Annotated in this window: 23 protein-coding genes; 7 read left to right on the forward strand and 16 right to left on the reverse strand. The window is 73.1% G+C overall.

Annotation, left to right across the window (positions count from 1 at the left end; genetic code table 11):
* Positions 1–65 precede the first annotated feature (65 nt).
* Together CFK41_RS03465 and CFK41_RS03470 are read right to left on the reverse strand one after the other, a co-directional pair.
* Positions 66–1,061 (reverse strand): phosphatase PAP2 family protein, encoded by a 996-nt coding sequence (locus CFK41_RS03465; RefSeq protein WP_096798417.1) that lies wholly within the window; start codon positions 1,059–1,061, stop codon positions 66–68.
* Positions 1,058–2,638 carry a DUF7059 domain-containing protein gene (locus tag CFK41_RS03470; RefSeq protein ID WP_096798418.1) on the reverse strand — a complete coding sequence of 527 codons (1,581 nt, stop codon included), beginning with the start codon at positions 2,636–2,638 and terminating at the stop codon, positions 1,058–1,060. Before CFK41_RS03470 ends, CFK41_RS03465 begins: the two co-directional genes overlap by 4 nt.
* A 94-nt stretch (positions 2,639–2,732) precedes the next feature.
* Here CFK41_RS03470 and CFK41_RS03475 point away from each other — a divergent pair, with 94 nt between their 5' ends.
* A complete protein-coding gene (locus CFK41_RS03475; protein WP_096798419.1) occupies positions 2,733–5,222 on the forward strand; it encodes a DEAD/DEAH box helicase in 2,490 nt (829 codons plus the stop codon).
* A 5-nt stretch (positions 5,223–5,227) separates the two neighbouring features.
* Here CFK41_RS03475 and CFK41_RS03480 read toward each other — a convergent pair whose 3' ends face one another.
* The 7 genes from CFK41_RS03480 to CFK41_RS03510 all read right to left on the reverse strand — a co-directional run bounded on the left by CFK41_RS03480 (position 5,228) and on the right by CFK41_RS03510 (position 10,995).
* The gene (locus CFK41_RS03480; RefSeq protein ID WP_096798420.1) at positions 5,228–5,560 is read right to left on the reverse strand and encodes an Rv3654c family TadE-like protein; all 333 of its coding nucleotides are present in this window, start codon (positions 5,558–5,560) and stop codon (positions 5,228–5,230) included.
* On the reverse strand, positions 5,557–5,952 hold the full coding sequence (locus CFK41_RS03485) for a TadE family type IV pilus minor pilin (protein ID WP_096798421.1): 396 nt from the start codon (positions 5,950–5,952) through the stop codon (positions 5,557–5,559). The genes CFK41_RS03480 and CFK41_RS03485 overlap by 4 nt, the downstream gene beginning before the upstream one ends.
* Positions 5,952–6,152: a DUF4244 domain-containing protein gene (locus CFK41_RS03490; RefSeq protein ID WP_096798422.1), complete on the reverse strand. Its 201-nt coding sequence runs from the start codon at positions 6,150–6,152 to the stop codon at positions 5,952–5,954. The genes CFK41_RS03485 and CFK41_RS03490 overlap by 1 nt, the downstream gene beginning before the upstream one ends.
* Before the next feature lie 161 nt (positions 6,153–6,313).
* Positions 6,314–7,399 (reverse strand): type II secretion system F family protein, encoded by a 1,086-nt coding sequence (locus tag CFK41_RS03495; protein WP_096798423.1) that lies wholly within the window; start codon positions 7,397–7,399, stop codon positions 6,314–6,316.
* The gene (locus CFK41_RS03500; RefSeq protein WP_096798424.1) at positions 7,396–8,637 is read right to left on the reverse strand and encodes a TadA family conjugal transfer-associated ATPase; all 1,242 of its coding nucleotides are present in this window, start codon (positions 8,635–8,637) and stop codon (positions 7,396–7,398) included. Before CFK41_RS03500 ends, CFK41_RS03495 begins: the two co-directional genes overlap by 4 nt.
* Positions 8,634–9,839, reverse strand: a complete 1,206-nt coding sequence (locus tag CFK41_RS03505; protein WP_096798425.1) for a hypothetical protein — start codon at positions 9,837–9,839, stop codon at positions 8,634–8,636. Before CFK41_RS03505 ends, CFK41_RS03500 begins: the two co-directional genes overlap by 4 nt.
* A 355-nt stretch (positions 9,840–10,194) precedes the next feature.
* Complete coding sequence (locus CFK41_RS03510; RefSeq protein WP_096798426.1) at positions 10,195–10,995, reverse strand: exodeoxyribonuclease III; 801 nt, start codon at positions 10,993–10,995, stop codon at positions 10,195–10,197.
* Between the two features lie 64 nt (positions 10,996–11,059).
* On the opposite strand from CFK41_RS03510, the gene CFK41_RS03515 reads away from it, so the two are divergent.
* A complete protein-coding gene (locus CFK41_RS03515; protein WP_096798427.1) occupies positions 11,060–11,908 on the forward strand; it encodes an SDR family NAD(P)-dependent oxidoreductase in 849 nt (282 codons plus the stop codon).
* Between the two features lie 98 nt (positions 11,909–12,006).
* Positions 12,007–12,606 (forward strand): orotate phosphoribosyltransferase, encoded by a 600-nt coding sequence (locus CFK41_RS03520; protein ID WP_096798428.1) that lies wholly within the window; start codon positions 12,007–12,009, stop codon positions 12,604–12,606.
* Positions 12,607–12,715: 109 nt separating this feature from the next.
* Here CFK41_RS03520 and ypfJ read toward each other — a convergent pair whose 3' ends face one another.
* Positions 12,716–13,663 (reverse strand): KPN_02809 family neutral zinc metallopeptidase, encoded by a 948-nt coding sequence (gene ypfJ, locus CFK41_RS03525; RefSeq protein ID WP_096798429.1) that lies wholly within the window; start codon positions 13,661–13,663, stop codon positions 12,716–12,718.
* A 227-nt stretch (positions 13,664–13,890) separates the two neighbouring features.
* Between ypfJ and CFK41_RS03530 the strand changes: the two genes are divergently transcribed.
* From CFK41_RS03530 to fbaA, 3 genes are all read left to right on the forward strand, one after another.
* Positions 13,891–14,610, forward strand: a complete 720-nt coding sequence (locus CFK41_RS03530) for a DedA family protein (protein WP_096798430.1) — start codon at positions 13,891–13,893, stop codon at positions 14,608–14,610.
* Positions 14,607–15,278, forward strand: a complete 672-nt coding sequence (locus CFK41_RS03535; RefSeq protein WP_096798431.1) for a TrmH family RNA methyltransferase — start codon at positions 14,607–14,609, stop codon at positions 15,276–15,278. The genes CFK41_RS03530 and CFK41_RS03535 overlap by 4 nt, the downstream gene beginning before the upstream one ends.
* A 143-nt stretch (positions 15,279–15,421) precedes the next feature.
* Complete coding sequence (gene fbaA / locus CFK41_RS03540) at positions 15,422–16,447, forward strand: class II fructose-bisphosphate aldolase (protein WP_096798432.1); 1,026 nt, start codon at positions 15,422–15,424, stop codon at positions 16,445–16,447.
* A gap of 481 nt (positions 16,448–16,928) precedes the next feature.
* Here the strand turns inward: fbaA and CFK41_RS03545 are convergent, their stop codons facing one another.
* From CFK41_RS03545 to CFK41_RS03575, 6 genes are all read right to left on the reverse strand, one after another.
* Complete coding sequence (locus CFK41_RS03545; protein ID WP_096798433.1) at positions 16,929–17,249, reverse strand: DUF2516 family protein; 321 nt, start codon at positions 17,247–17,249, stop codon at positions 16,929–16,931.
* Between the two features lie 200 nt (positions 17,250–17,449).
* On the reverse strand, positions 17,450–18,745 hold the full coding sequence (locus tag CFK41_RS03550) for an FUSC family protein (RefSeq protein ID WP_096798434.1): 1,296 nt from the start codon (positions 18,743–18,745) through the stop codon (positions 17,450–17,452).
* A complete protein-coding gene (locus tag CFK41_RS03555) occupies positions 18,742–19,176 on the reverse strand; it encodes a hypothetical protein (protein WP_096800919.1) in 435 nt (144 codons plus the stop codon). Before CFK41_RS03555 ends, CFK41_RS03550 begins: the two co-directional genes overlap by 4 nt.
* Before the next feature lie 209 nt (positions 19,177–19,385).
* Positions 19,386–20,513 carry a CAF17-like 4Fe-4S cluster assembly/insertion protein YgfZ gene (gene ygfZ / locus CFK41_RS03560; protein WP_096798435.1) on the reverse strand — a complete coding sequence of 376 codons (1,128 nt, stop codon included), beginning with the start codon at positions 20,511–20,513 and terminating at the stop codon, positions 19,386–19,388.
* On the reverse strand, positions 20,506–21,138 hold the full coding sequence (locus CFK41_RS03565) for an FABP family protein (RefSeq protein WP_096798436.1): 633 nt from the start codon (positions 21,136–21,138) through the stop codon (positions 20,506–20,508). Before CFK41_RS03565 ends, ygfZ begins: the two co-directional genes overlap by 8 nt.
* Before the next feature lie 208 nt (positions 21,139–21,346).
* Entirely contained in the window at positions 21,347–22,096 is a 750-nt protein-coding gene (locus CFK41_RS03575) for a hypothetical protein (RefSeq protein WP_096798438.1), read from the reverse strand.
* Between the two features lie 174 nt (positions 22,097–22,270).
* On the opposite strand from CFK41_RS03575, the gene mshD reads away from it, so the two are divergent.
* Entirely contained in the window at positions 22,271–23,167 is an 897-nt protein-coding gene (mshD, locus tag CFK41_RS03580; RefSeq protein ID WP_096798439.1) for a mycothiol synthase, read from the forward strand.
* Positions 23,168–23,169: the final 2 nt, after the last annotated feature.

Here is a 23,169-nt window from a genome sequence, read left to right on the forward strand (position 1 = left end):
CGTGCCCGAATGCCGTGGCCGAATGCCGTGCTCCGGGATGAACCGGGCACATGCTCGGCGCGTGCTCACGGTACACGCTCCGCGGAAGGGCTCCTGTGTGACGTCGGAGCGCGCAGCAGCAGCGTCAGCGCCATCCACGCGGCCGTGCCGCCGCCGATCAGCACAGCCGTGTCCACGAAGGAGGAGACCTGCAGGGCCGCGTCGTCCAGCTCCAGCGGGCGCGGCAGGGAGGCCAGGCCGAGGCCCCCGACCACGAGACCTGCCGCTCCGAGCACCATCAGCAGCACGGCCACCGCGCGTTCGGCGAGGGGGAGGCGCGGTCGATGGGAGAGATCGATCGGGGCGCCGTCGCGCCGACGACGACCGCGGTCCGGCCGGGCAGCGGCGCGGGCGCGCCGACGACGGACCCCCATGCCCTCGAGGGCGAGGATGAGGAAGGTCCACGCCGCGACCACCGTGATCGCGCCCACCACATCGCTGGGCCGGTGCCACCCGACCACGAGCGTGCCGATCCCGGCCGCCGCGGTCCACACCGCGCCCACCGGGGCCAGGACCACGCGCGACCGGCCGCCGGCCAGCACGAGGGCGATGATCGCGGTCGCCGCCAGGGTGGTGTGCCCGGAGGGGAAGGAGTTGGGGGTGAGGTCGATGCCGGGCCCGAGCGCCTCCCGGGTGACCAGCAGACGCTTGATCACCTGCGTGGTGAGGTTCGCCCCGAGCACGAGGGTGGCGATTCCCACCAGCTGCCCGGGTCGCCGACGCACCAGCACCAGCACCACCGCGAGTGCCAGCAGAGCGCTGACCACGGGCACGCTGACCGTGCCCACCGCGATCTCGGCATAGGTGGACAGACGGCCCTCGTGCTCGGTGGCCCCGGAGAAGATCAGCTGGTCCAGACGCTGACCGCTCGCGGTCCCGACGGCGAGGCGGGACAGGCCCACGATCGCGACCGCGCACACGGCGGCGGCGAGGAAGGAGAGCAGGGGGCGCAGCACGCCGCCCACGCGGGGCGTGGTCCCGTTGTCGGGTGCGGTGCTGCCCGGTGCGGTCTCGGTGTTCACAGCGTCACCATCCCGGTGATGATCAGCTCGCGCACGACGGGCAGGACCCGGGAGAGGGTCTCCTCCTCGTCCGCATCGGTGAGCGCGCACACGGCGCCGATCACCTGGCCGAGGGTGAGGGTGCCGTCCAGGGCCCCGACGGTGGCCGCCAGCTGCTGGTCGGCGCGCACGCTGCGGGCGAAGCCGGCTCCCTGCACCAGCTCGATGAGCATCGGATCCCACTCGCCCGGGGTGAGGTGGCGTCGTTCGACGACGTCCTCGGCCCGCACCGGGCGGGCCGCGGCGAGGGCCGCGTCGTCGAGGTCGGCGAGGGTCGACATCGCGCGCAGGCCCGCGGCCAGATGCGGGGCGAGGGCTCCGCTGCCGGTGGCCGGGACCTGCTCGGTGCGCAGCGCGCCGGGTCGCGGGGCGGGGCCGGACGCTGCGGGGGCGGATCCGGGATCCGCGGCATCGGGGCGACGAAGCAGCAGGTAGCCGAAGCCGATCCGGGCCACCTCGCGACGCTCGAGATCGTCCAGCCAGGCGCCCACCAGCGGCGCCCACTGAGGATCGCGGTCGATGATCCCGCCGTCGCGCACCCAGGTCTCGGCGTACTGCGCCGGGTCCTCCTGCTCGCGCTGGAGCACCCAGGCGTCGACCCCGTCGGCGCCGGCGTCCTGCAGCCAGGTGCGGGGATGGGCGTCCCAGGACTCCGGGTCGGTGATCTCCCAGTTCCCGAGCATGACCGCGCTGCCGCCCTGAGCCAGATGCCCGGGCAGGTCGTGCAGCAGCTCCGCCAGCAGCGTGTCCCCGGCGCGGCCTCCGTCGCGGTAGGTCCAGGTGGTGGAGTCGTCCTCGGGGGTGCGGGGAGTGATGACGAAGGGCGGGTTGGAGACGATGAGGTCGAAGCTCTCCCCGGTCACCGGCTCCAGCAGCGATCCCTGGCGCAGCTCGATCTTGATGTCGTTGAGCGCCGCGTTGAAGGCGGCGAAGGAGAGGGCGCGCTCGGAGAGGTCGGTGGCGACCACGTGCTCCGCGTGACGGGAGGCGTGCAGGGCCTGGATACCGCCGCCGCAGCCCAGGTCCAGGACCTTCCGCACCGGGGCGCGCGGGGTGATCCGGGCCAGGGTGAGGGAGGCGCCGCCCACCCCGAGCACATGCTCGGGGCCGAGGGGGCGGGAGGTCGCGAGCTCCGAGAGGTCCGAGGCGATCCACCAGCCGATCTGCCCGGCGTCGTCCTGCGCGGAGTACGGCGCGAGGTCCACCAGGGCGCGCACCGATCCGTCGGTCGGTGTCACGAGCCCCAGGCGCTCCGCGCCGTCCACGCCGAGCGTGGGCAGGGCGGTCTCCAGCTGGTCGCGTGCAACGACCGCGCCCAGGGTGAACAGGCGCAGCAGCACGGCCGCCGGATCCGGCAGCGGGGCCAGCGCCCGGTGGGCGGGCACGGGGTTCTCCCGGCCCAGCGCGGACGCGGCCACCGGTCCGAGCAGCTGCTCGACGGTGGCGGAGGTGTAGGAGCTCGCCGCGAGGTCCGCGCGCAGGGCGGCGATCTCCTCGGGCAGGACCCGCGGGGGGTCGATCGGGACGTCGGTCGGCATGGCTACGATTGTGCCCCAGCCATCTGGACCGACGTCGAAGGCCTGGTGGAGGAGATGCGCAGGCCCTGTGGGCGCTGCAGGGAGGTGGGAGCGGATGAGGGCAGGTCGAGCACCCGAGCTCCTCGCCGACCTCTCCGCTCCGCTGATCCGACGCACCTGCCTCACCCACGTGGAGCGGCGCGCGGCGCGACCGGGACGTCGGGGCAGCTTCCCGGAGTGGACGGATCCGCGGCTCGTCGCGCACCTCGCCGAGCGCGGCATCACCGCGCCCTGGATCCATCAGGAGCAGGCGGCGCAGCTCGCCCATGATGGACAGGACGTGGTGCTCGCCACGGCGACCGCGTCGGGGAAATCCCTCGCCTACCTGCTGCCGATGCTGACGGCGATCGGTGCGCGCGAGCACGACGGCGAGGCGCCGCGGGCGACCGCGCTCTACCTCTCGCCCACCAAGGCCCTGGCCGCGGATCAGCTGACGAACATCACGGCGATGGCGGACGGCGCCGGGATCCGCGACGCTCGGGTGGCGGTCTACGACGGGGACACCCCCGCCGAGCAGCGCCGATGGGTGCGTCGGCACGCCTCGATCGTGCTGACCAACCCGGACATGCTGCATTTCGGGATCCTGCCCGGGCACGAGCAGTGGGCCCACTTCTTCCGCGCCCTGCGCTACGTGGTCATCGACGAGTGCCACAGCTACCGGGGCGTGTTCGGAAGCCATGTCTCCCTCGTGATCCGCCGCCTGCGCCGGATCGCGGCGCACTACCGCGCCGATCCCACCTTCGTCCTCGCCTCGGCGACCACGGCGAACCCGGAGCTCTCCGCCTCGCGGCTGATCGGGCGGGACGTCGAGGCGGTCACCGAGGACGGCTCCCCGCGGGCGGGGCTGACGATCGGACTGTGGGAGCCGGGGACCCGCACCCGCGTCGACGGGCGCGGGGATCCGGCGCGATGGGCCGACCGGGACGGCCGGGCGGACCCACCGCCCGAGGAGCAGGATCTCGATCACCCGGATCTCGATGCCCCCGACCTCGAGGACGGCGAAGGCGGGGGATCCTCGCCGCGCCGGGCCGAGGACCCGCTGCGCCGGTCCGCGACCAGCGAGGCCGCGGCGATCCTCGCCGATCTCGTGGAGCGCGAGGTGCAGACCCTGGTCTTCGCGCGTTCCCGGCGCGGGGCCGAGCTGGTCGCCGGCGGGGCACGTCGCCTGCTCGAGCAGAAGGCAGAGCAGGGCGGGGGGCCGCAGCTCGCCGAGCGCGCCGGGAGGGTCGCCGCCTATCGCGGCGGGTATCTCGCACGGGAGCGGCGCCAGCTGGAGGACGCCCTGCGCTCGGGCGAGCTGCAGGCCCTGGCCTCGACCAATGCCCTCGAGCTCGGCATCGACATCGCCGGTCTGGACGCGGTGGTGGTGGCCGGCTGGCCCGGCACCCGGGCTTCGCTGTGGCAGCAGTTCGGCCGGGCCGGGCGCAGCCAGGACGCCGACGGCGGCGCACTGGCCCTGTTCGTCGCGCGCGAGGATCCCCTGGACACCTACGTGGTCCACCACCCCGAGACGATCTTCGGCGCGGAGGTCGAGGCCTCGGTGTTCGACCCCGGCAATCCGTACGTGATGACCCCTCATTTGTGCGCCGCGGCCTCCGAGCTCGCGATCCGCGACGGCGAGGAGGAGATCTTCGGGCCCACCGCCCGGGACCTGCTCACCACGCTCGCCGCCCGCGGAGTGCTGCGCTCGCGGCCCACCGGCTGGTACTGGACGATGAGCGAGTCCGCACATCAGCTCACCGACCTGCGGGGCAGCGGCGGGGAGCCGGTGCGGATCGTCGAGCAGGCCAGCGGGGTGCTGCTGGGCACCGTGGACGCCGCGAGCGCCCATACCCAGGTCCACGACGGCGCCGTGTACCTCCACCAGGGCACGAACTACGTGGTCGACCATCTCGACGTCGACCAGGCGGTGGCCTTCGTGCACCGGGAGGATCCGCTGCACAGCACCCATCCGCAGACCGCCTCGACCCTGCGGATCCGGCAGGTCGATCGCGAGGTGGAGTGGGCCGAGGGCGTGCGGCTCTGCTTCGGCACCGTGGACGTGACCGACCAGGTCACCGGCTATCAGGTCCGCGACGTGTTCACCCAGGCCGTCCTGGCCCAGCACCCGCTGGACCTGCCTCCGCGCACCCTCACCACCAAGGCGGTGTGGTGGGTCATCCCCCAGGAGAGCGCCGACGCCGCGGAGATCCCGGGGGAGGAGCTGCCCGGGGCCCTGCACGCCGCCGAGCACGCCGCCATCTCGATGCTGCCGCTGCTGGCCACCTGCGACCGGTGGGACATCGGCGGACTCTCCGCCGCGCAGCACGAGGACACCGGGTCGCCGACGATCTTCGTCTACGACGGCGCGCCCGGCGGGGCCGGATTCGCCGAGCGCGGGGCCGACGACGCCGCGGCCTGGGTGCGGGCCACCGCCGACATGATCGGCGAGTGCGGCTGCGAGGCGGGCTGTCCCGCCTGCGTGGTCTCCCCGAAGTGCGGCAACGGCAACGAGCCGCTGTCCAAGGCGCAGGCGGTGCGACTGCTGGAGCTGCTGCGGCCCTGAGCCCGTCATGGTCGCTCCTCGGGGCCGGGCCCTGCCCGGGACCGGGCCGAGGCGGCGGGCAGCGGGGAGGCGTCGACCTCGACGGTCACCAGCACGTCCCACTCCCGCTGCTCGCATTGGAGCAGCCGGGCCCCGTTCCGGGTGGCGACGTCGGCGGCGATCCGGCAGGGATGGGCGTGCGCGACGGCCACGGCGTCCGCCGCGGCGAGCGAGGAGAGGTCCGCGGCCGTCGCGGCCCGGGACTGGGCTATCAGCCCGGTGCCCAGCAGGGACAGCCCCGCCACCATCGTGGTGGCCGCACCGGTCCAGGCCAGCACGGAGGCGGCGCCGGTGCTCACGGCGCACCACTTTCGAGCAGCTGTGGTTCGCGCCGCGCCTCCGCATCGGCGCTGAGAGTCCAGCCCGCTCCGGACAGCGGACCGGTCGGGGCCTCGAGGGTGCGGCGCACCTCGACCCGGACCCACTCGCCCGACCCGGAGATCGAGATCTGCAGGTCCTCGCCGCCGATCCGTCGGGCGACCTCCACGGCAGCGGCGGAATCCTCGCCGCGGGCGAGCTCGCGTGCGGCGCCACGGGCCGCGCTCTCGAGGCGCACCTGGGAGCCGAGGCCCACCCCGGTCAGCAGCAGGACCATCACCATCACGACCACCACGGGCAGCACGATGGCGGTCTCCGCGGTGGCGGACCCCCGGTCGTCCCCGAGCAGGGACGACCGGGCGGACCGCGGCATCACATCCCCTTGGACAGGGCCGAGGTGATGATGGACATCAGCATCTCGCGCACCTCCCCGGACGCCAGCAGGGCGACCAGGACGGCGGCGAAGCCGCAGGCGGCGAGCACGGTGATGGCGTACTCGGCGGTCGAGGCGCCGGTCTCGTCGCGCAGTGCGCGATCGAGGGTGCGGCGCAGTCGCACCAGGGTGTGGGACATGGTGTCCTCCTTCGGATCGTGGACGGAGGGGTCTCCGCCCGGGGGTGCGGCCGGAGCCGCAGGTCCCGCAGCGGCGGTCGCCGTCGCGGGGCGGCGGCCGGGGCCGCCGAGCGCCGACCCGGGAGGGCCGGTGCGCCGGGCAGTGCCCGGGGGTCTGTCCCTCACCCCGTACCGGGGGTGAGCGCGAGGGTGCCGCCCAGCAGCGAGAGGACCGTGGGGATGATCCCGAGGGCGACGAAGGCGGGCAGCAGCGCCAGCCCGGTGGGCAGAACCAGTCGGACCGCGAGCTGCGCGGCCAGCACCTCGGCCTCGCGGGCCCGGCCGCGGCGCGCATCGCGGGCCGCGGAGCGCAGCACCCGGGACAGGTCGGATCCGGTGCCCTCGGCGAGCACGGCGGAGCGGGCCAGGGAGTCCAGCTCGGTGGGCAGGGCCCGACCGGCGAGGGCCGCGGGGACCCCGGCCTCCAGGGCGGCGGAGACCCGCTGCAGCGCTGTCGCCTCGTCCCCGGCGGGCAGGGCGTGGCCGACAGCCGCCGCTGCACGGGAGAGGGGCAGCCCCGAGTCCAGTGCGCCGGCGATCAGCTCGAGCTGCACGGAGGGGTCCACGCGGCGGCGGCGCGGGGGATCGGCCCGATGGATGAGCCGTCGCATCCACCACCAGCCGAGGCCGGTCAGGGCGAGGCCCGCGAGGCCGAGCAGGTTCCCGGCTCCGGAGGTCAGCAGGAGGCGCAGGGGGTCGCCGCCGAGCAGCATCCCCAGGCCGAGCCCGGCCGCAGGCAGGACCAGCAGTATCCGGGCGGTGGACCGGGGGCCGGCAAAGGCTGTGCGTCGTGCCTGCGCGGCATCGTGCAGATCGCGCAGGGCCTCGGCGAGGTGCTGCAGCATCATCGCGGTCGGCGCCCCGGTCCGCTCGCACACCGCGAGGGCGGTGCTCAGGGAGGACACCATCTCGGTGCGCCGCAGCCTCTCTCCCGCCGCGCGGCGGAGGTCGGCGCCCGTGGCGGCGGCGCGGGCGAGGTCCTGCAGCTCGCCCTCGGGGAGCGAGCGCCCCAGCGCGGCCCAGGCCTGGCGTGGTCCCGCCCCGGAGCTGATGACCGTGGCGAGCTGTTCCACCAGGTGCGCCATCTCGAGGGGACCGGCGCCGGCCCGGCGGGCCCGGCGGGGGAGGGCCGGAGCAGGGGCGTGCGGAGGCGGCGGAGCGAGCACCCATCCCAGCGCCAGCAGGGCCCCGAGCACGAGGGCGATCATGCCGTCCGCCGATGCTCGGCGCGCGGTGCTCCGGGTGCTCCGACGACGGACGGCCCCGCAGCGGGGGAGGAGGAACCCGTCAGGAGGCGGTGGGCGAGAGCCTCGGCGGCCGGCCCGTGCTCGAGCCGGCCCTCCCGGATGCGCAGCGCCGTCGTCGCCTCGAGCAGCCCGTCCTCTCCCCGCTCGAGCAGGGCGATCTCCTCCAGCGCCCGGGTCCCGCCCCGTCGGCCGAGGTGGATCACGACCTTCAGGGCGCTCGCGACCTGGGAAGCCAGCGCGGAGCGGTCGAGTCCGCCGAGCGCGCCGAGCGCCTCGAGCCGGGCGGGCACATCGGCGGCGGTGTTCGCATGGACGGTGCCGCAGCCGCCCTCGTGCCCGGTGTTCAACGCCTGCAGGAGCTCGCGGAGCTCTCCTCCGCGGCACTCTCCGAGCACGATCCTGTCCGGTCGCATCCGCAGGCTCTGCCGCACCAGGGCGGTGAGGTCCACGGCGCCGGCGCCCTCGCTGTTGGCGTGCCGGGACTGCAGGTGGACCACGTGGGGATGGTCGACGGAGAGCTCCTGCACATCCTCGACCACGACGATCCGTTCGTCGTCAGGGGCCTGGGAGAGCATCGCCGCCAGCAGGGTCGACTTCCCGGTGCCCGTTCCACCGGTGACCAGGAAGGGCACCCGTGCCGTGATGATCGCGAGCAGTACCGCCCGGGCATCGGTGCCCAGAGCGCCGAGGCGCTCGAGGTCCTCCAGGGAGAGCGCCGTCGCGCCGGGCAGGCGCAGCGAGAGGATCGCCCCGCCCGGGGACAGCGGCGGGAGCACCGCGTGGAAGCGGATCCCGGAGGGCAGATGCGCATCGGCCCAGGGCATGGCATCGTCCAGCCGCCGTCCGCCGACGGTGGCCAGACGGACGGCCAGGTCCCGCGCCTGGGCGGGGCCCAGGCGCCGGTCGGTGGGGTGGAGTCCCTCGAGGTCGTCCACCCAGACCGTGCCGTCGTCGTTGACCAGCAGGTCGGTGACCCCGGGGACGACCAGTGCCTGCAGCGGGCCCAGTCCGTCCACGTGATCGCGGATCCGATCGGTCAGCTCGAGGGTCGCCGCCGCTCCCAGCACCCGGCCCTGGCGGCGCAGCACCCGCACGATACGGGGAACGTCCACCGTGCCGGGTGTGCGCACCAGGTCCTCCCGCACCAGGTCGAGCAGCGGGGCGAGGTCGTCCTGGGGCAGAGTCTCCTCGCCGATCATGCCGACCTCCCGGGGACGAGGCGGGCCATCAGCTCGACGGCGGCGCGGTCGGCGCCGCGACGGCGCCGGTCCAGCAGGGGCACCCAGCTGCGGGGTGAGTCTCGGAAGGTCGCAGCCAGGTCGAGGCCGAGGTCCTCGCAGACCTCGCCGGCGCCGAGCGGTCCGCTGCGGCGCACCACCGCGCTCGCGAGCCCGTCGGGCAGCTGCCAGGCCCGCAGCCGGCGCATCGTCGCGCGCACGGCATGGTCCGTGGAGGGGACGACCACCAGCAGCTGGTGGAGGTGCTCCACCGCGATGGGCACCATGGCGGAGCTCAGATCAACCACCACCGTTCCGTCCAGCGCGGACAGCGCCGACAGCACGGGTGGGAGGTCCTGCTCCAACGGGCCGTGATCCTCACCGGCGACCAGCAGGTGCACCTCGTCGACCTGGGGGAGCCCGGCGCGCAGCGCCTCGCCGTCGTCCGGACCGAGGGCCGCGGTGTCCCTCCACCGGATCCCCTCCGATTCCGGGGCCTCGACGAGCAGGTCGATCCCGCCTCCGAAGGGGTCGGCATCGATGAGGGCGACCGGGCCCCGTGCCCGCGCCGCTCCGGCCACGCGGGCCGCGAAGCTCGAGGCGCCCGCTCCGCCGCAGCCGCCGACCACCCCGACCAGGAGCGAGGACGAGCGAGGGCGGGCCAGCTCGGCCAGGCGGGAGAGGAGATCGTCGGAGCCGCTCGGCAGAGGGAGCACCGCCTGCGCGCCGGCCGCGAGCGCCGCGGACCAGACCGCTGCGGGGATCTCGGGGGAGCCCGTGACCACGAGCAGCGGCGCTGCGCCGCGACCGGGCGCCCTGCCGTCGGCGAGGGAGGCGGCGTCCACCACGGTGCAGACGACCGCCGACGCGCCGATGCCGACGGGACCTCCGGCGTCCCCGACCTCGACGGCGCCGCCGTGCAGCTCGAGGCCGACGGCCGTGGCATGGTCGCGCACGAGGGCACGCAGCGCCTGGTCGGACCCCGCCCAGCGCACCGCGGAACGCCCTCGGGGACCCGGTGCGGGAGCCTCCGGTTCAGGGCCGGGGAAGCGGGTGCGCCGGCGGCGCGCGGTGGCCTCCGCCCCGCCCGCCGGCTCGGTCGGGACGAGGGCGTCGGGCAGGCCCGGCACCGCGCTCTGCTCGCCGCTGCGCATGCCCGGTGGGATGGTGATCGTCCTGGTCATGCGGCCATCGTGGCCGAATCGTCGAGGTCAGGACAGGGGTCGACGAGGACGGTGGACAACCGGTCTCTGTGGAGGAGAGATCAGGTCCGGTTCGGTACTTGCAGAGCCCGGAACGTGCGCGTAGTGTGATCTGCACAACGACGAATACCGGCATCGGAACCCACGTACGACTGGTCCCCGCAACGGACCGGCTGTGAGGCGTCGAAAGCGCCACCGCAGCCAGATCACGTGTACGCCTGATCCCGATGCAGACGGCTCGTCCGGAGCGGCGTCGCGAGAGATCGCGTCGCCGCTCCTCTTGTGTGCGGACTCCCGGGGGCCGCAGCGAGGGCGGGCCGGAGGCCCGCCCTGCGGCTCAGAACTCCAGGTCCACCACCACGGGCGCGTGGTCCGAGGCGCCCTTGCCCTTGCGCTCCTCGCGGTCGATGAACGACCCGGTCACCGCGGATTCCACGGCGGGGGAGCCCAGCACGAAGTCGATGCGCATCCCCTCCTTCTTCGGGAAGCGCAGCTTCTGGTAATCCCAGTAGGTGTAGACGCCGGGGCCGGGATGGTCCCCGCGCACCACATCGGCGAATCCGGCGTCCACCACGGAGCGGAACGCGGCCCGCTCGGGCTCGGTGACATGGGTCTTGCCCTCGAAGAACTCCCGGTCCCAGACGTCGTCGTCGAGCGGGGCCACGTTGAAGTCGCCCACCAGGGCCACGCGGGCGTCGGCATCCGCGGCGAGCTCGCGCGCACCCTCGGCGCGCAGCGCCTCCAGCCAGCGCAGCTTGTAGGCATAGTGCGGGTGGTCGATCTCGCGACCGTTGGGCACGTACAGGGACCAGATCCGCAGGCCGTCGCCCACGACGCCGCCCAGGGCCCGGGCCTCGACCACCCCGGTCTCGTCCTCGGGATAGGAGGGGACCGCGGGCAGCTCGGTGCGCACGTCGGTCAGGCCCACGCGGGAGATCAGCGCCACCCCGTTCCACTGGTTCAGGCCGTGCGCCGCGACCTCGTACCCGGCCGCCGTCAGGGCCTCGAGATCGAGCTGCGCGGGCTTGGCCTTGATCTCCTGCAGGGCCAGGACGTCCACGTCGTGCCGTTCGAGGAAGTCGAGCACCCGATCCATCCGGGCACGCAGAGAATTGATGTTCCAGGTCGCGATGCGCATGCCACGATCCTACGGGTGTGCGAAGTTGCGCGCCGAGGGGCGCGGAGCGTCGTAAACTCACGGCATGGCGCGCGCACTCGTCACCGGATCGACCTCCGGACTGGGCCTCGAATTCGCCTGGCAGCTGGCCGGGACCGGGCATGACCTCGTGCTGGTCGCCCGCGACGAGGATCGGCTGCGCGCGGTCTCGGAGCAGATCCGCGACGTGCACCAGGTCCAGGTCGAGGTGCTCCCCGCCGACCTCTCCGATCGTGAGCAGCTCGAGCGCGTCGCGATCCGGCTCACCGATCCCGTGGATCGGGTCGAGCTGCTCGTCAACAATGCCGGCTACGGGCTGCGCGGAGGATTCCTCGAGGTCGGCGTCGACGACCATGTGCGGCAGATGGACACCCTGATGCGGGCGGTGCTGGTCCTCTCCCACGCCGCGGCGCGCACGATGGTCCAGCGCCGGCGCGGCGCCATCCTCAACGTCAGCTCGCTGGCCGGGTACACCACCGCCGGCCCCTATGCCGCCTCGAAGAGCTGGGTGACCGTGTTCACCGAGTCGCTCGCGATGGAGCTCGAGGGCACCGGCGTCTCCGCGACGGCCCTGCTGCCCGGGTTCGTGCAGACCGAGTTCCATGAGCGCGCCTCGATGGCCATGGACGGCCTACCGAGGATCACCTGGCTGAAGGCTCCCTACGTCGTCGAGTGCGCGCTGAAGGACACCGCACGGGGCACCGTCCTCTCGATCCCCTCGGTGAAGTACCGCACCGCCGGCGAGGTCTCCCGCATCGCCCCGCGCTCCCTGGTGCGGGCGCTCACCTCGCCGGACTGGTACCGGCGGGTGCAGGCGCGGTCCGTCCAGCGCTCCCGACGCAAGGCCTCCCGCCGGAACCTCCACGCCCCCTGGCAGCGGGACGACGAGGCCTGATCGGGCCCAGGAGCGCCGCCGGTGCGGGTCGTGGACCGTCGGCAGTACGGTGCCGGACGCCGCCGGATCGGCGAGGCGACGTCCTCTATCCTGGCCGCATGGCCGATCCCCGCACCGCCCCCGCTCAGTCCCTGCCCATCGAGGACGCCCGTGAGCGTCTGCGCGTCCTGATCCGGGACCTCGCCGTGGTCCGCGGCCACGTCGTGCTCTCCTCGGGCGCCGAGGCGGACCACTACGTGGATCTGCGCCGGATCACCCTGCACCACGAGGCCGCGCCCCTGGTGGGCCGGGTCATGCTCGATCTGCTGCAGCGCGAGGGCCTGGTCCCCGGCATCGAGGCCGTCGGCGGCCTGACGCTCGGCGCCGACCCGGTCGCCACCTCGATCCTGCACGCCTCCGCGGCCGACGGGACGAGCGACCCGCTGGACGCCTTCGTGGTGCGCAAGGCCAACAAGGCCCACGGTCTCCAGCGACGCATCGAGGGGCCGGACGTCACCGGCCGACGCGTGGTCGCGGTCGAGGACACCTCCACCACCGGCGGCAGCGTGCTCACCGCCTGCGAAGCCCTCACCGAGGCCGGTGCCGACATCGCGGCGGTCGCCGTGATCGTGCACCGCTCCGAAGCCTCCCGCGAGACGGTCGAGGCCGCCGGGCACCGCTACCTCGCCGCGTACGACATCTCCGAGCTGGAGATCTGAGCAGGCTCCACCTGCCAGGAACGGCCCCGGGGTCGGCGCAGCGATCGAGCTGTCACCGCACCGAGCTGTCACCGCACCGAGCTGTCACCGCACCGACCGGGGGAGCCGCTCAGACCTGATCGGCGGAGAAGGTGTCGCAGGACGCCACGGTGCCCTGCTCATAGCCGGTGGTGAACCAGGACCGACGCTGCTCGGAGGAGCCATGCGTCCAGGACTCGGGTCGCACCTGACCGCCGGCGACCTCGCCCTGGATGTGGTCGTCGCCCACGGCGCTGGCCGCGGAGAGGGCCGAGGAGATGTCCTGATCGGTCAGGGGCTCGAGCATGGCGTTGCCGTCGTCGTCCACGGTGTTCGCGGCGTGATGCGCCCACACCCCGGCGTAGCAGTCGGCCTGCAGCTCGATCCGCACCTGATCGGACTGCGGTCCGGTCTGCGAACGGTCCGCGCTCTCCATCGTCCCGGACAGGTGCTGGATGTGATGGCCGTACTCGTGGGCGACGACGTACATCTTCGCCAGCTGGCCGCCGTCGGCGCCGTACTGGCTGGAGAGGGAGCTGAAGAAGTTGACGTCGATGTAGATCGTCGAATCGGCGGGGCAGTAGAACGGGCCGACGTCCGCGGTCGCGGCACCGCAGCCGGTCTGCACCTCCCCGGGGAAGATCTGACCCGTCGGCTCGACGAAGTCGAACCCGGACTCGGGTGCCAGCTGCGACCACAGCGAGTCCGCGGACTCGATCGTCGCCTGGACCAGGCAGTCGTCCTGCTCGTTGGCGTCCGCGCCCGTCTGGCAGTGCTCGAGCGGCCCGCCCTGGGCCGCCGGGGCCTGCTGGGGCGAGCCGCTGCCACCGCCGCCGAGGAGATCCAGGGGGTTGTTGCCCATCAGGGCGTAGATGATCACGATGACGAGCAGCAGGCAGCCGCCGCCACCGCCGAGCTGCAGGCCGCGACCGCCCCGTCCGCCGCCTCCGGGCAGACGGAATCGGCCGCCGCCACCGCCACCGCCACCTGAGGCGGAGACGTTGTCGGACCGGATCTCCGCATCGGGGTTGAACGTCATGGCCACAGAGTAGACCGAGACCGCCGTGTGAGCAGGAGGAACGGGCAGAGTGAAGGTCCTGCGGACAAGACCGTCCGGTCGGTGTGCGGTCAGTATCCACCGCCTAGCATGGAGGTCGGGCCGCACAGCGGCGCATCGGGGGAGCGGATCCCCTGTTCCGTCGGCCCGGCCCGTCGGCCACGACCGACTCACCCGCCGTCCCGGACCGCATCGCGCGAGGAGCCTGAATGAACATCGTCGACTGGGCGGTGGAGACCATGGACAGCCTCGGGGCTCTCGGCGTCCTCCTGCTGATCTTCCTCGAGAACGTCTTCCCGCCGATCCCCTCCGAGGTCATCCTGCCGCTGGCCGGGGTGACGGCCGCCGGACCGAACAACTCCTACTGGGTCATGCTCCTGGCCTCCGTGGCCGGATCCGTCCTCGGGGCCTGGCTGCTGTACGGCATCGGCCGCGCGCTCGGCCCGGAGCGGCTGCGGAGGATCGTCATCCGGCTGCCGCTGGTGCATGTCGGGGACTACGACAAGTCCGTCGACTTCATGGACCGCCACGGGCACAAGGCCATCTTCTTCGGCCGCTTCGTGCCCGGGGTCCGATCGCTGATCTCGATCCCCGCCGGGCTGTATGCGATGCCGATCGGCACGTTCACCCTGCTCACCGCCGCGGGCAGCGCCGTGTGGAACACGATCTTCCTGACCATCGGCTTCTACATGGGCAGCAACTGGACCGTCATCGAGCCCTACACCGACGTCTTCTCCAACGTGGTCTACGCGATCATCGTGCTGGTGGTGCTGGTCGTCCTGGTGCGCCTGATCCTGCGCGAGCGGAAGCGACGCGCCCTGGGTCTGCCCGATCCGGATCAGGCGTACGTCGATGAACTCGACGCCGAGGGCTCCGCGGACGGAGCGAGCGGCACGCACAGCGCCGACGAGCGCGGCGGGGAGCGATGACCGAGCCCGCCGCAGATGGTGGAACCCGCGAGAGACCGGAGCAGGAGCCCCGCGAGGTCGGCGTCGGCCCCCACCCCGAGCCGTGGCCGACGGATCCCCGCCTGGACCCGGAGCTGCTCGCAGGCGGCGACCGGCGCAATGTCGAGGACCGCTTCCGCTACTGGCGGCGCGAGGCCGTCGTCGCCGAGCTCGACCTGCACCGTCATGCCCTCCACGTCGCGATCGAGAACCTCGAGCACGACGCGAACATCGGCTCCGTGGTCCGCACCGCGAACGCCTTCGCCGTCGGCGCCTTCCACATCGTGGGCCGACGGCGCTGGAACCGTCGCGGCGCGATGGTCACCGACCGCTACCAGCACGAGATCCACCACCCCGACGCCGCGCACCTGATCGCCTGGGCGCGGGAGGAGGGCCGGCCGATCGTCGCGATCGACCTGGTCGAGGGGGCGCTGCCGATCGAGCACACCGAGCTGCCGCAGAACGCGCTGCTGGTGGTGGGCCAGGAGGGCCCCGGGGTGAGCCCCGAGATCCTCGCCGCGGCAAATCTCGTCGTCGGCATCACCCAGTTCGGCTCCACCCGCTCCCTCAACGTCGCCGCGGCCGCGGCGATCGCGATGCACAGCTGGATCGTGCAGCACGCCGAGGTGCCCGAGGGCCCGCTGCGCTGAGCTCTTCGCCGCCGCTGTCCACGAGGGACCACGCCCAGGGATCGAGCCCGGCCGCTGTGGAACAATGGGCACGATCGGATGGCCCTGCGCGGTGCACCGCACCGCCGGCCGTCGTACCCAGCTTCAGCGAAGGAGAATGCCTCATGGCAGTCGTCACCCCGGATCAGTACAACGAGATGATCGACCGGGCCAAGGCCGGAAAGTTCGCCTACCCCGCCGTCAACGTCTCCAGCTCGCAGACGGCCACCGCCGCGCTCCAGGGCTTCGCCGAGGCGGGCTCCGACGGCATCATCCAGGTGTCCTTCGGCGGCGCCGAGTACCTCTCCGGCTCCACCATCAAGGATCGCGTGGCCGGTTCCATCGCGCTCGCCGAGTACGTGCACGCGGTGGCCAAGAACTACCCGATCAACGTCGCGCTGCACACCGACCACTGCGCCAAGGAGGTCCTGCCCACCTGGGTCGAGCCCCTCATCGAGTGGGACCTCGAGAACCGTGTGAAGAAGGGCCTGAACCCCCTCTTCCAGTCGCACATGTGGGACGGCTCCGCCGTGCCGGTCGACGAGAACCTCGAGATCGCCGAGCGTCTGCTCGAGAAGTCCGTCGAGGCCAAGAAGATCCTCGAGATCGAGGTCGGCGTCGTGGGCGGCGAGGAGGACGGCGTGGTCGCCGACGTGGACGCGGACAAGCTCTTCTCCACCCCCGAGGACGGCCTGAAGACCGCCGCGAAGCTCGGCCTGGGCGAGCGCGGCCGCTACCTGACCGCCCTCACCTTCGGCAACGTGCACGGCGTGTACAAGCCGGGCAACGTCACGCTCACCCCGTCGATCCTCCTGGACATCCAGAAGGCCGTCGGCGAGAAGTACGGCAAAGACATGCCCTTCGACCTCGTCATGCACGGCGGCTCCGGCTCCTCCCTCGAGGAGATCCAGACCGCGGTCGACAACGGCGTCATCAAGATGAACATCGACACCGACACCCAGTACGCCTTCACCCGCCCCGCGGTCTCGCACATGTTCGAGAACTACGACGGCGTCATGAAGATCGACGGCGAGGTCGGCAACAAGAAGGCCTACGACCCCCGCGCCTGGGGCAAGAAGGCCGAGGCCGGCATGGCCGCTCGCATCGTCGAGGCCTGCGAGAACCTGCGCTCCGCCGGCACCCACGCCTGAGCGGTCGCTGACCGGTCCGCCGCTGCGCGGACCCTGCACGATCACGGAACCCCGGAGCTTCGGCTCCGGGGTTCCGTCATGTCCGGGGCGCGGGCGGGCGGTGTCGCGGGTGGGTCGATGGCGTGGACGGGCCGGGCCGGGACGGGCCGGGCCGGGCCGGGGTGTCATGGAGCGGTCTATGGCGACGAGAGCTGGCTATATAGCCACCTCACGTCGCTATAGACCCGCGCGCGACATAGGCCGATTCGCGACATAGGCCGATTCGCGACATAGACCCCCGCGCGACACAGGCCGACTCGCGACATCGACCCCCGCGCGACACGGGCCGACTCGCGACACAGGCCGACTCGCGATTTCAGCCGACCCGCGACGCGGCAGGGCGGACGGGGCGTCTCCACGACGGGCGCGAGGACACGCGACGGCCGCGGGCGCGGCCGGGCCCGGCGCGGTGGCGCCGCCGCTCCTCAGGCGCGGCGGGGCGTCACCAGCGGTTGCCCTGTGCGCGACCCATGACCCGCTTCAGCGCGGGCAGGACGTCGGCCAGGAAGACTCCCGCGATCACCACACCGGCGAGCATGAACAGCATCGAGCTGCCGCCCCGGCCGATGGGGTAGGGGAGCGAGAGGAAGCCGAGCAGCACGGCGACCCCCGTCAGCACGCCCCAGAAGGTCTTGCTGCGCTTGCCGGCGGCGGTGTAGGCATCCGGACGGAAACGCAGGGCGTTGACCAGGGCCCAGACCTCCACGGCCAGCAGGGCCACGGCGAGGACGAGGAAGATCCACATCTGGATGAGGGCGATCATCGGGTCAGGATACGGGGCCAGGCTGGACGGTTCCGGGACCGGGCGGAGCGGCCGACACCCCGGTTGCGGAACCGTCCAGCACCGACACCCCGGTTGACGACCCGCTCAGCGCCGCCGGACCGGCTCAGCGCTACCGGACCCGCTCAGCGCCACCGGACCGGCTCAGCGCCACCGGACCCGCTCAGCGCCACCGGACCGGCTCAGCGCCGCCGGTCCGGATCGGAGCGGTCGGTGATCAGCAGCTCGAGGGCCTCGGTGGTGGCCTGCGGCTCTAGCGCCCGCATCTCCATCGTCATCGGGCGGGGCCCGATCGCGTCGCCGTCCGCGGCGACGACCAGGCTGGGCAGGAACTGCTTCGCCTCGGCGGCGCTGAGCCCGGTGGCCTGCAGCAGGTCGATCGCGAGGGAGCGCAGCTGGATCGTCAGGGTGACGCCCTCGAAGTGGCCCGCGCGGCCCGGCCGCTTCCCCTCGTCGTTGCGCAGCAGCATCTCGGGGGTGAGGTAGGAGCCGTACAGGCGCAGCTTCCGCCGCGCCTCGGTGAAGTCGACGTCCTCGTGGGAGACGGCGGTGCTGAGCTCCTGGACCGCATCCCGGGCGGCCAGCAGCGCGTCGGCGAGGGTGGAGTGGGCGTCGCCGCGCACCGCGTCGAGGAACTCCGTCTGACGCCGGGCGATCACGCGCATGTTCCGCATGGCGCGGTCGGAGCCCACCAGCAGGTGCTGGAGTCGGTTCACATCGTCGGCGTGGCGCAGACCGGAGGGGGAGAAGGTGGCGATCTCGTCGGCGACGTCGTTGGCGAGCTTCCACTCGTCGGTGTACTTCTGGGAGACCTCGCGGATCTTCTTCAGGGCGGCCTGGGCGATCCCGCGGTCCCCGCTGCGGGCTGCGAGCGCGAGGTTGACCAGGGTGCCCTCGAGCTCCCGGTAGAACGAGGCGGCGGCTCGGCGCTGGAGGCGTCGCGGATCGCCGGAGAGCAGCAGGTGGACCACGATCGCGACGCTCACGCCGGTGAGCGCGTCGAGCACACGGGCCCCCGGGGTCATGGTGGGGGTGGTGGGCATGATCATCACCAGCAGCGACTGGATGGCCGTCTGGAACCCGAAGAGGTTGCTCGAGTCGATGAGCCGGGCGAGCATCCCGGCGGTGAACACCACCACCAGGATCTGCCATGTGCCGGAGCCGATGGTGGCGCGGGCGAGCTCGCCCAGGAGCACGCCGAGCATCACGCCGCAGGACAGCTCGACGATCTTGCGCATCTTCTTCTCGATGCCGAAGCCGATGATGATGAAGCCGACGATCGCCGAGAAGAAGGGGTACTGGTGACCCCAGATGATTCCGCTGAGCAGGTAGGCGAGGCTCGCGGCGACCGCGGCGCGGCCGACGGTCAGCGCATCGCCGCGACCCCGCGAGATCCCGCTGGAGAACCAGTCGCGGACGGCGCCGCGCGCCCGCTCGATGACCGGGATGGAGGAGGTCGGGGTGGGCTGGGTGCTCATGCCGTCACCGGGTCCTGCAGGCGCATCTCCAGCAGCTCCTCGAGGCGGAAGGTGTCGCCGTCCCGGGCACCGCGCCCGACGATCAGCGGCGCCATCCCCGGCTCAGGGGTCGCCCCGCGCAGCCGAGCCACGAGGGAGCCGTCGACGCGCATCACGTAGTAGCGGCCCTGGTCGTCCACGGCGAGGGAGCGATCCTGCTTGAGGTACCAGCCGGTCAGAGAGGTGCGGATGGTGCCGTTGCCGCGATAGGGGCGGGCGCGCAGCGCCACCGGTGCGATGCCGGCGGCCTGATAACGGGCGACGGCCTCGCGGATCATCGCGGTGGCCTTCTCATGCTCGGCCTCGCGCGCGGCCTGCAGCGCCTGCTCCTTGGCCTCGAACACCTCCCGACGGTGCCGGGTCCAGTCCTCCTGGTCGCCCTCAGCTCTCATGCCCGACATTCTTCCAGGTCGAGAGCGTCTGCACAGCGGGGATGGCGGAGGAGGGCGGTGCAGGATCGGTGAGGGCGTCGTGGAGGCCGACGGATCGTCGGCCCCGCACGAGCGCGAGGAGCACGGCGGACCCCTGAAGATCAGAGCGGGGCGTGACGGGCGCGGCGCCCCTCGGTCAGGGCGTGGCTGCGGTCAGAGCGTGGCTGCGGTCAGAGCTTGGCGGTGGCAGGGCGGGCGTCGTGCTCGCGCGGCACCACGATCGGCTCCTGGGCGGCGTCGATCCAGAGCGCAGGGCCCGAGCCGTCGTCGTCGGCCTCCCCGACGCGGACCTGGACGCTCAGCGCGGCGTCGAGCGGCACCGCCCGGCGCACCACGGCCAGCGCGATCGGGCCCAGGTCGGCATGCAGCGCCGCGGAGGTGACGGTGCCGACGACCTTCCCGTCGGCGCCTCCGAGGCGCACCTCGCCGCCGGGTGCGACCGGCATGTCCTGGGAGCCGTCGAGGTGGAGCATGACCAGCCGTCGCGGCGGCTGGCCGAGGTTGAGGACCTTGGCGACCGTCTCCTGGCCGCGGTAGCAGCCCTTGGCGGTGTGCACGGCGGTGCGCAGCAGATCCAGCTCGTGGGGGATGCTGCGCTCGTCGACCTCGCGGGCGGCGCGCGCCCGATGGTCCGCGATCCGCAGCGCCTCCCAGGAGGTCATCCCGGCCAGGTCCTCGCGGCGCCAGGGCAGCTCCTCGAGCGCGGCGGCGTCGAGGACGGTGAGCACGCCGCCCACCGGGTCCTCGGGGTCGGGGCCGTAGGCGACGCCGCCGGGGGCGACCTCGGGCCAGGCCTCGGTCCAGATCGCGACCGGATCGGGCAGGCCGAGCCGGGGGAGGATCTCGGCGGCGGGGGAGAGGCCGCCGAGGACCCGCAGGTCGTCCCGGTCGGTCAGCTCGACGCGTGCGGCGAAGCGCATCATCTCCAGGTATCGGCGCAGGCCGGCACGGCACCCGGCATCGAGCACCAGGAGCAGCGCCTCCTCGTCGAGGACCACGGCGGAGGCCATGTGCTCGACCCGGCCCTGCGGGGACAGCACGGCGAGCGAGGAGCTGGAGCCGATCGGGGTCCCGGTGAGGACCTGGGTGGTGATGGTGGTCATCCAGCTGCGGGCGTCGGCCCCGCGCACCTCGAGCAGCTCGAGATGGCCCAGGTCGACGACGGCGCTGCCGTCGAGCAGGTGCCGCTGCTCGCGCAGCGGCGCACCGTAGTGGGCGGGGACCGCCGCGTCGGGACCGTCGCCCAGCACGGAGCTCTCGCGCAGCAGGGGGCGGATGTCGCGGGCGAGGTCAGGCACGGTGCATCTCCAGGGAGAGGTAGGGGGTCAGCTCGGTCTCGCCGGGGGCGCCGTCGGGGACGGGCAGGCGGTGCTCCCACAGCCACATGAGGCGGCCGCTGATGTAGCCGAACATGCGGGTCGCGGTGACCTGGCCGGTGGCGTCGGCGAGCGCGAGCTGCACGCGCGGACCTCGCACCTCGCCGGTCCATTCCTCGGTCGGCTCGTCCCGACGGGTCAGCTGCGCCCCGAGGCGGTAGGAGAGGATGCTCGCCGGGGTGCCGGGGCGGGCCGCCTCGGCGGCCGCATGGTCCTGACCGGGCAGGAGCTCCCCGACGGACCAGACCCCGTCCTCACGATGCAGCAGCGTGCGCTCGCCGGAGCCCGTGGACTCCGGCGCGGGCGCGGCATCGCGGGCGAAGGCGCTGGTGGGCGGGAGCGGAGCGGGGGCGTCGACCCGGTGGATCGTGGAGCGCCACCCCAGCGTGCCGTCCTCGCGGGCGGTGCAGACCAGCTGCTGCTCGATGCGGGCGTCCGGGGAGTCCGGATCCGCATCGATGAGCGCGCCCGAGCCCTCCCAGCTGCCGATCAGCCAGGCGAGGGGGTACAGGGACGACGGGAGGGAGGTGTCGAGCGAGATGGGCATCGGCGCTGCGGGACCCTCAGCGGTCGAACAGGCGGGAGATCACCAGGACGGCGAACGCGAGCGTGGCGACCCCCACCAGGACGACGAGGGCGAGGAAGAACAGAGACATGGCGGACATGGCTCGAGTCTATCTCCCCGGGTGCCTGTCGAGGGAGCGTGCGCGCCAGGTCACCCGGGCGGCGCGCTCGGCTCCGTCGATCAGGGTCGATCAGGGGAGCAGGACCACCACGAGGTGCGCGACCACGCCGACGGTCGCCGCAGGGACCGCCGCCACGGCCAGCGAGGGCAGCGGCTCCTTGGCGACGAGCGAGGAGCCCGTCAGCAGGTGGGCGCAACTGGCCCCGACCGCGGTCACCAGTCCGATGGCCGCGCCGAGCAGGGGATCCAGACCCACCAGCGAGGCGGCGAGGGCCGCTGTGACGCCGGTCCCGACGACGGCCGAGAGCAGGAAACGCAGCAGCGAGGGCAGGGGCGTGGCGTTCACCAGAAGCGTCGCCGCCAGTCCTGCCGCCACGGCGGTGATCACCCCGGTGGTGCCGGCCTCCACTGCGATGCTCTGGGCGATGATCCAGCACGCGGCGATCGCCGAGACGAACACCCCGGCCACGGTGCCGGTGAGCGAGGCGGTCAGCTCACGGCGCTCGGTGCGCAGCATCTGGTGCATGAAGGCGGCGAACACGCCGACCGCGCACGCCATCACCACACCGGAGATCGGGGGGAAGCGGCCCGGTCCCAGCACGGTGACCAGGGCGCTGAGGACACCGCTCCCAGCGACGACCGCACGGGTCCCGCCGGGGGAGGGCAGCTCCAGGAGGTCCGGCCAGGCGATGCCGATCAGCAGGGCGAGCAGCGCGATGGCGACGGCCATCAGGAGCGGCGAGAGCGGGCCCGTGAGCGAGACCACGGCCAGCAGGATCGCGAGGGCGGCACCGAGCGGAGCGCGCTCTGGGACGGTCACAGTCGGTCCTCCCAGGTCGTCGATTCAGGTCTCGGTCGGCACCGACGAGGGGTGTCCGCCGGGCGCTACAGTGGCAGTCTACGAGTGCCCGATGGTGAGGGCATACTCGACCCCCGGGTACGGCATGGCCCTGTGCTCGAGCCCGCATCCTCTCAGAGCTCCGGGAAGGACCCCATGATCACGACGGCTGCCCTGCCGCCCACCCTTCGGACGGCGGTCCGCGAGCTGTTCGCGATCGTGACCGAGCACGACGGGGTCCGTCCCCTGGACGAGGCCGCCGAGCTCGCTCTCGACGGGGGCTCCGCCCAGCACCTGCTCGTCGAGGGGCCCGCGGGTACCGAGGGTCCCGGTGCTCTGATCGGCTACGTGAGCCTGCTGGAGGACGGCACGGTCCAAGGCATGGTCCATCCCCAGCACCGCCGACGGGGCCACGGCACCGCCCTGCTGCGAGAGGCGCTCGCGCTGCGCCCCGACGCGGGCGTCTGGGCCCATGGCGCCCTGGACGGATCGCTTGCCTTCCTCGGCGCCGCGGGCCTCCAGGAGACCCGGCGGCTGCTCACGCTGCATCGGGCGCTCGGCGGCGAGCAGGCTCCCGTCGCCGTCGGGGCGGCCCCGGAGGGTCTGACGCTGGGCACCTTCGACGCCGGGCGCGATGCCGAGCGCTGGGTCGAGGTCAACGCCGCCGCCTTCGCCGAGCACCCCGAGCAGGGCTCGCTCACGCGCGAGGACCTCGAGCAGCGGATGGCCCAGCCCTGGTTCGATGCCGAGGACATGCAGGTCGCGCTGCGCGACGACGTGCTGGTGGGCTTCGTCTGGGTCAAGCGCGAGCATCGCGGCGCCGTCGATCGGGACGCGGAGATCTACGTGGTCGCCACCGATCCCTCGGTGCAGGGGAAGGGTGTGGCGGCCGCGCTGATGGGAGCGTCCCTGGACCGGCTGCGCCGTGACGGCGTGCCCGGGGTGGAGCTGTACGTCGAGGCGGACAACGCCCCGGCGCTGCGCCTCTACGAGGCGTGGGGCTTCACCGTCGCCGGCCGCGACGTGCAGCTGCGCGCGTCGGAACGGGGCTGAGC

The sequence above is a fragment of the Brachybacterium ginsengisoli genome, from assembly GCF_002407065.1.
Classification (GTDB): domain Bacteria; phylum Actinomycetota; class Actinomycetes; order Actinomycetales; family Dermabacteraceae; genus Brachybacterium; species Brachybacterium ginsengisoli.

Coding starts and splice junctions, on each gene's coding strand:
- CFK41_RS03470 (WP_096798418.1), bottom strand. CDS start 2,638: ATGCCGACCGACGTCCCGATCGACCCCCCGCGGGTCCTGCCCGAGGAG.
- CFK41_RS03475 (WP_096798419.1), top strand. CDS start 2,733: ATGAGGGCAGGTCGAGCACCCGAGCTCCTCGCCGACCTCTCCGCTCCG.
- CFK41_RS03485 (WP_096798421.1), bottom strand. CDS start 5,952: ATGCCGCGGTCCGCCCGGTCGTCCCTGCTCGGGGACGACCGGGGGTCC.
- CFK41_RS03490 (WP_096798422.1), bottom strand. CDS start 6,152: ATGTCCCACACCCTGGTGCGACTGCGCCGCACCCTCGATCGCGCACTG.
- CFK41_RS03495 (WP_096798423.1), bottom strand. CDS start 7,399: ATGATCGCCCTCGTGCTCGGGGCCCTGCTGGCGCTGGGATGGGTGCTC.
- CFK41_RS03500 (WP_096798424.1), bottom strand. CDS start 8,637: ATGATCGGCGAGGAGACTCTGCCCCAGGACGACCTCGCCCCGCTGCTC.
- CFK41_RS03505 (WP_096798425.1), bottom strand. CDS start 9,839: ATGACCAGGACGATCACCATCCCACCGGGCATGCGCAGCGGCGAGCAG.
- CFK41_RS03510 (WP_096798426.1), bottom strand. CDS start 10,995: ATGCGCATCGCGACCTGGAACATCAATTCTCTGCGTGCCCGGATGGAT.
- CFK41_RS03515 (WP_096798427.1), top strand. CDS start 11,060: ATGGCGCGCGCACTCGTCACCGGATCGACCTCCGGACTGGGCCTCGAA.
- CFK41_RS03520 (WP_096798428.1), top strand. CDS start 12,007: ATGGCCGATCCCCGCACCGCCCCCGCTCAGTCCCTGCCCATCGAGGAC.
- ypfJ (WP_096798429.1), bottom strand. CDS start 13,663: ATGACGTTCAACCCCGATGCGGAGATCCGGTCCGACAACGTCTCCGCC.
- CFK41_RS03530 (WP_096798430.1), top strand. CDS start 13,891: ATGAACATCGTCGACTGGGCGGTGGAGACCATGGACAGCCTCGGGGCT.
- CFK41_RS03535 (WP_096798431.1), top strand. CDS start 14,607: ATGACCGAGCCCGCCGCAGATGGTGGAACCCGCGAGAGACCGGAGCAG.
- fbaA (WP_096798432.1), top strand. CDS start 15,422: ATGGCAGTCGTCACCCCGGATCAGTACAACGAGATGATCGACCGGGCC.
- CFK41_RS03545 (WP_096798433.1), bottom strand. CDS start 17,249: ATGATCGCCCTCATCCAGATGTGGATCTTCCTCGTCCTCGCCGTGGCC.
- CFK41_RS03550 (WP_096798434.1), bottom strand. CDS start 18,745: ATGAGCACCCAGCCCACCCCGACCTCCTCCATCCCGGTCATCGAGCGG.
- CFK41_RS03555 (WP_096800919.1), bottom strand. CDS start 19,176: ATGAGAGCTGAGGGCGACCAGGAGGACTGGACCCGGCACCGTCGGGAG.
- CFK41_RS03565 (WP_096798436.1), bottom strand. CDS start 21,138: ATGCCCATCTCGCTCGACACCTCCCTCCCGTCGTCCCTGTACCCCCTC.
- mshD (WP_096798439.1), top strand. CDS start 22,271: ATGATCACGACGGCTGCCCTGCCGCCCACCCTTCGGACGGCGGTCCGC.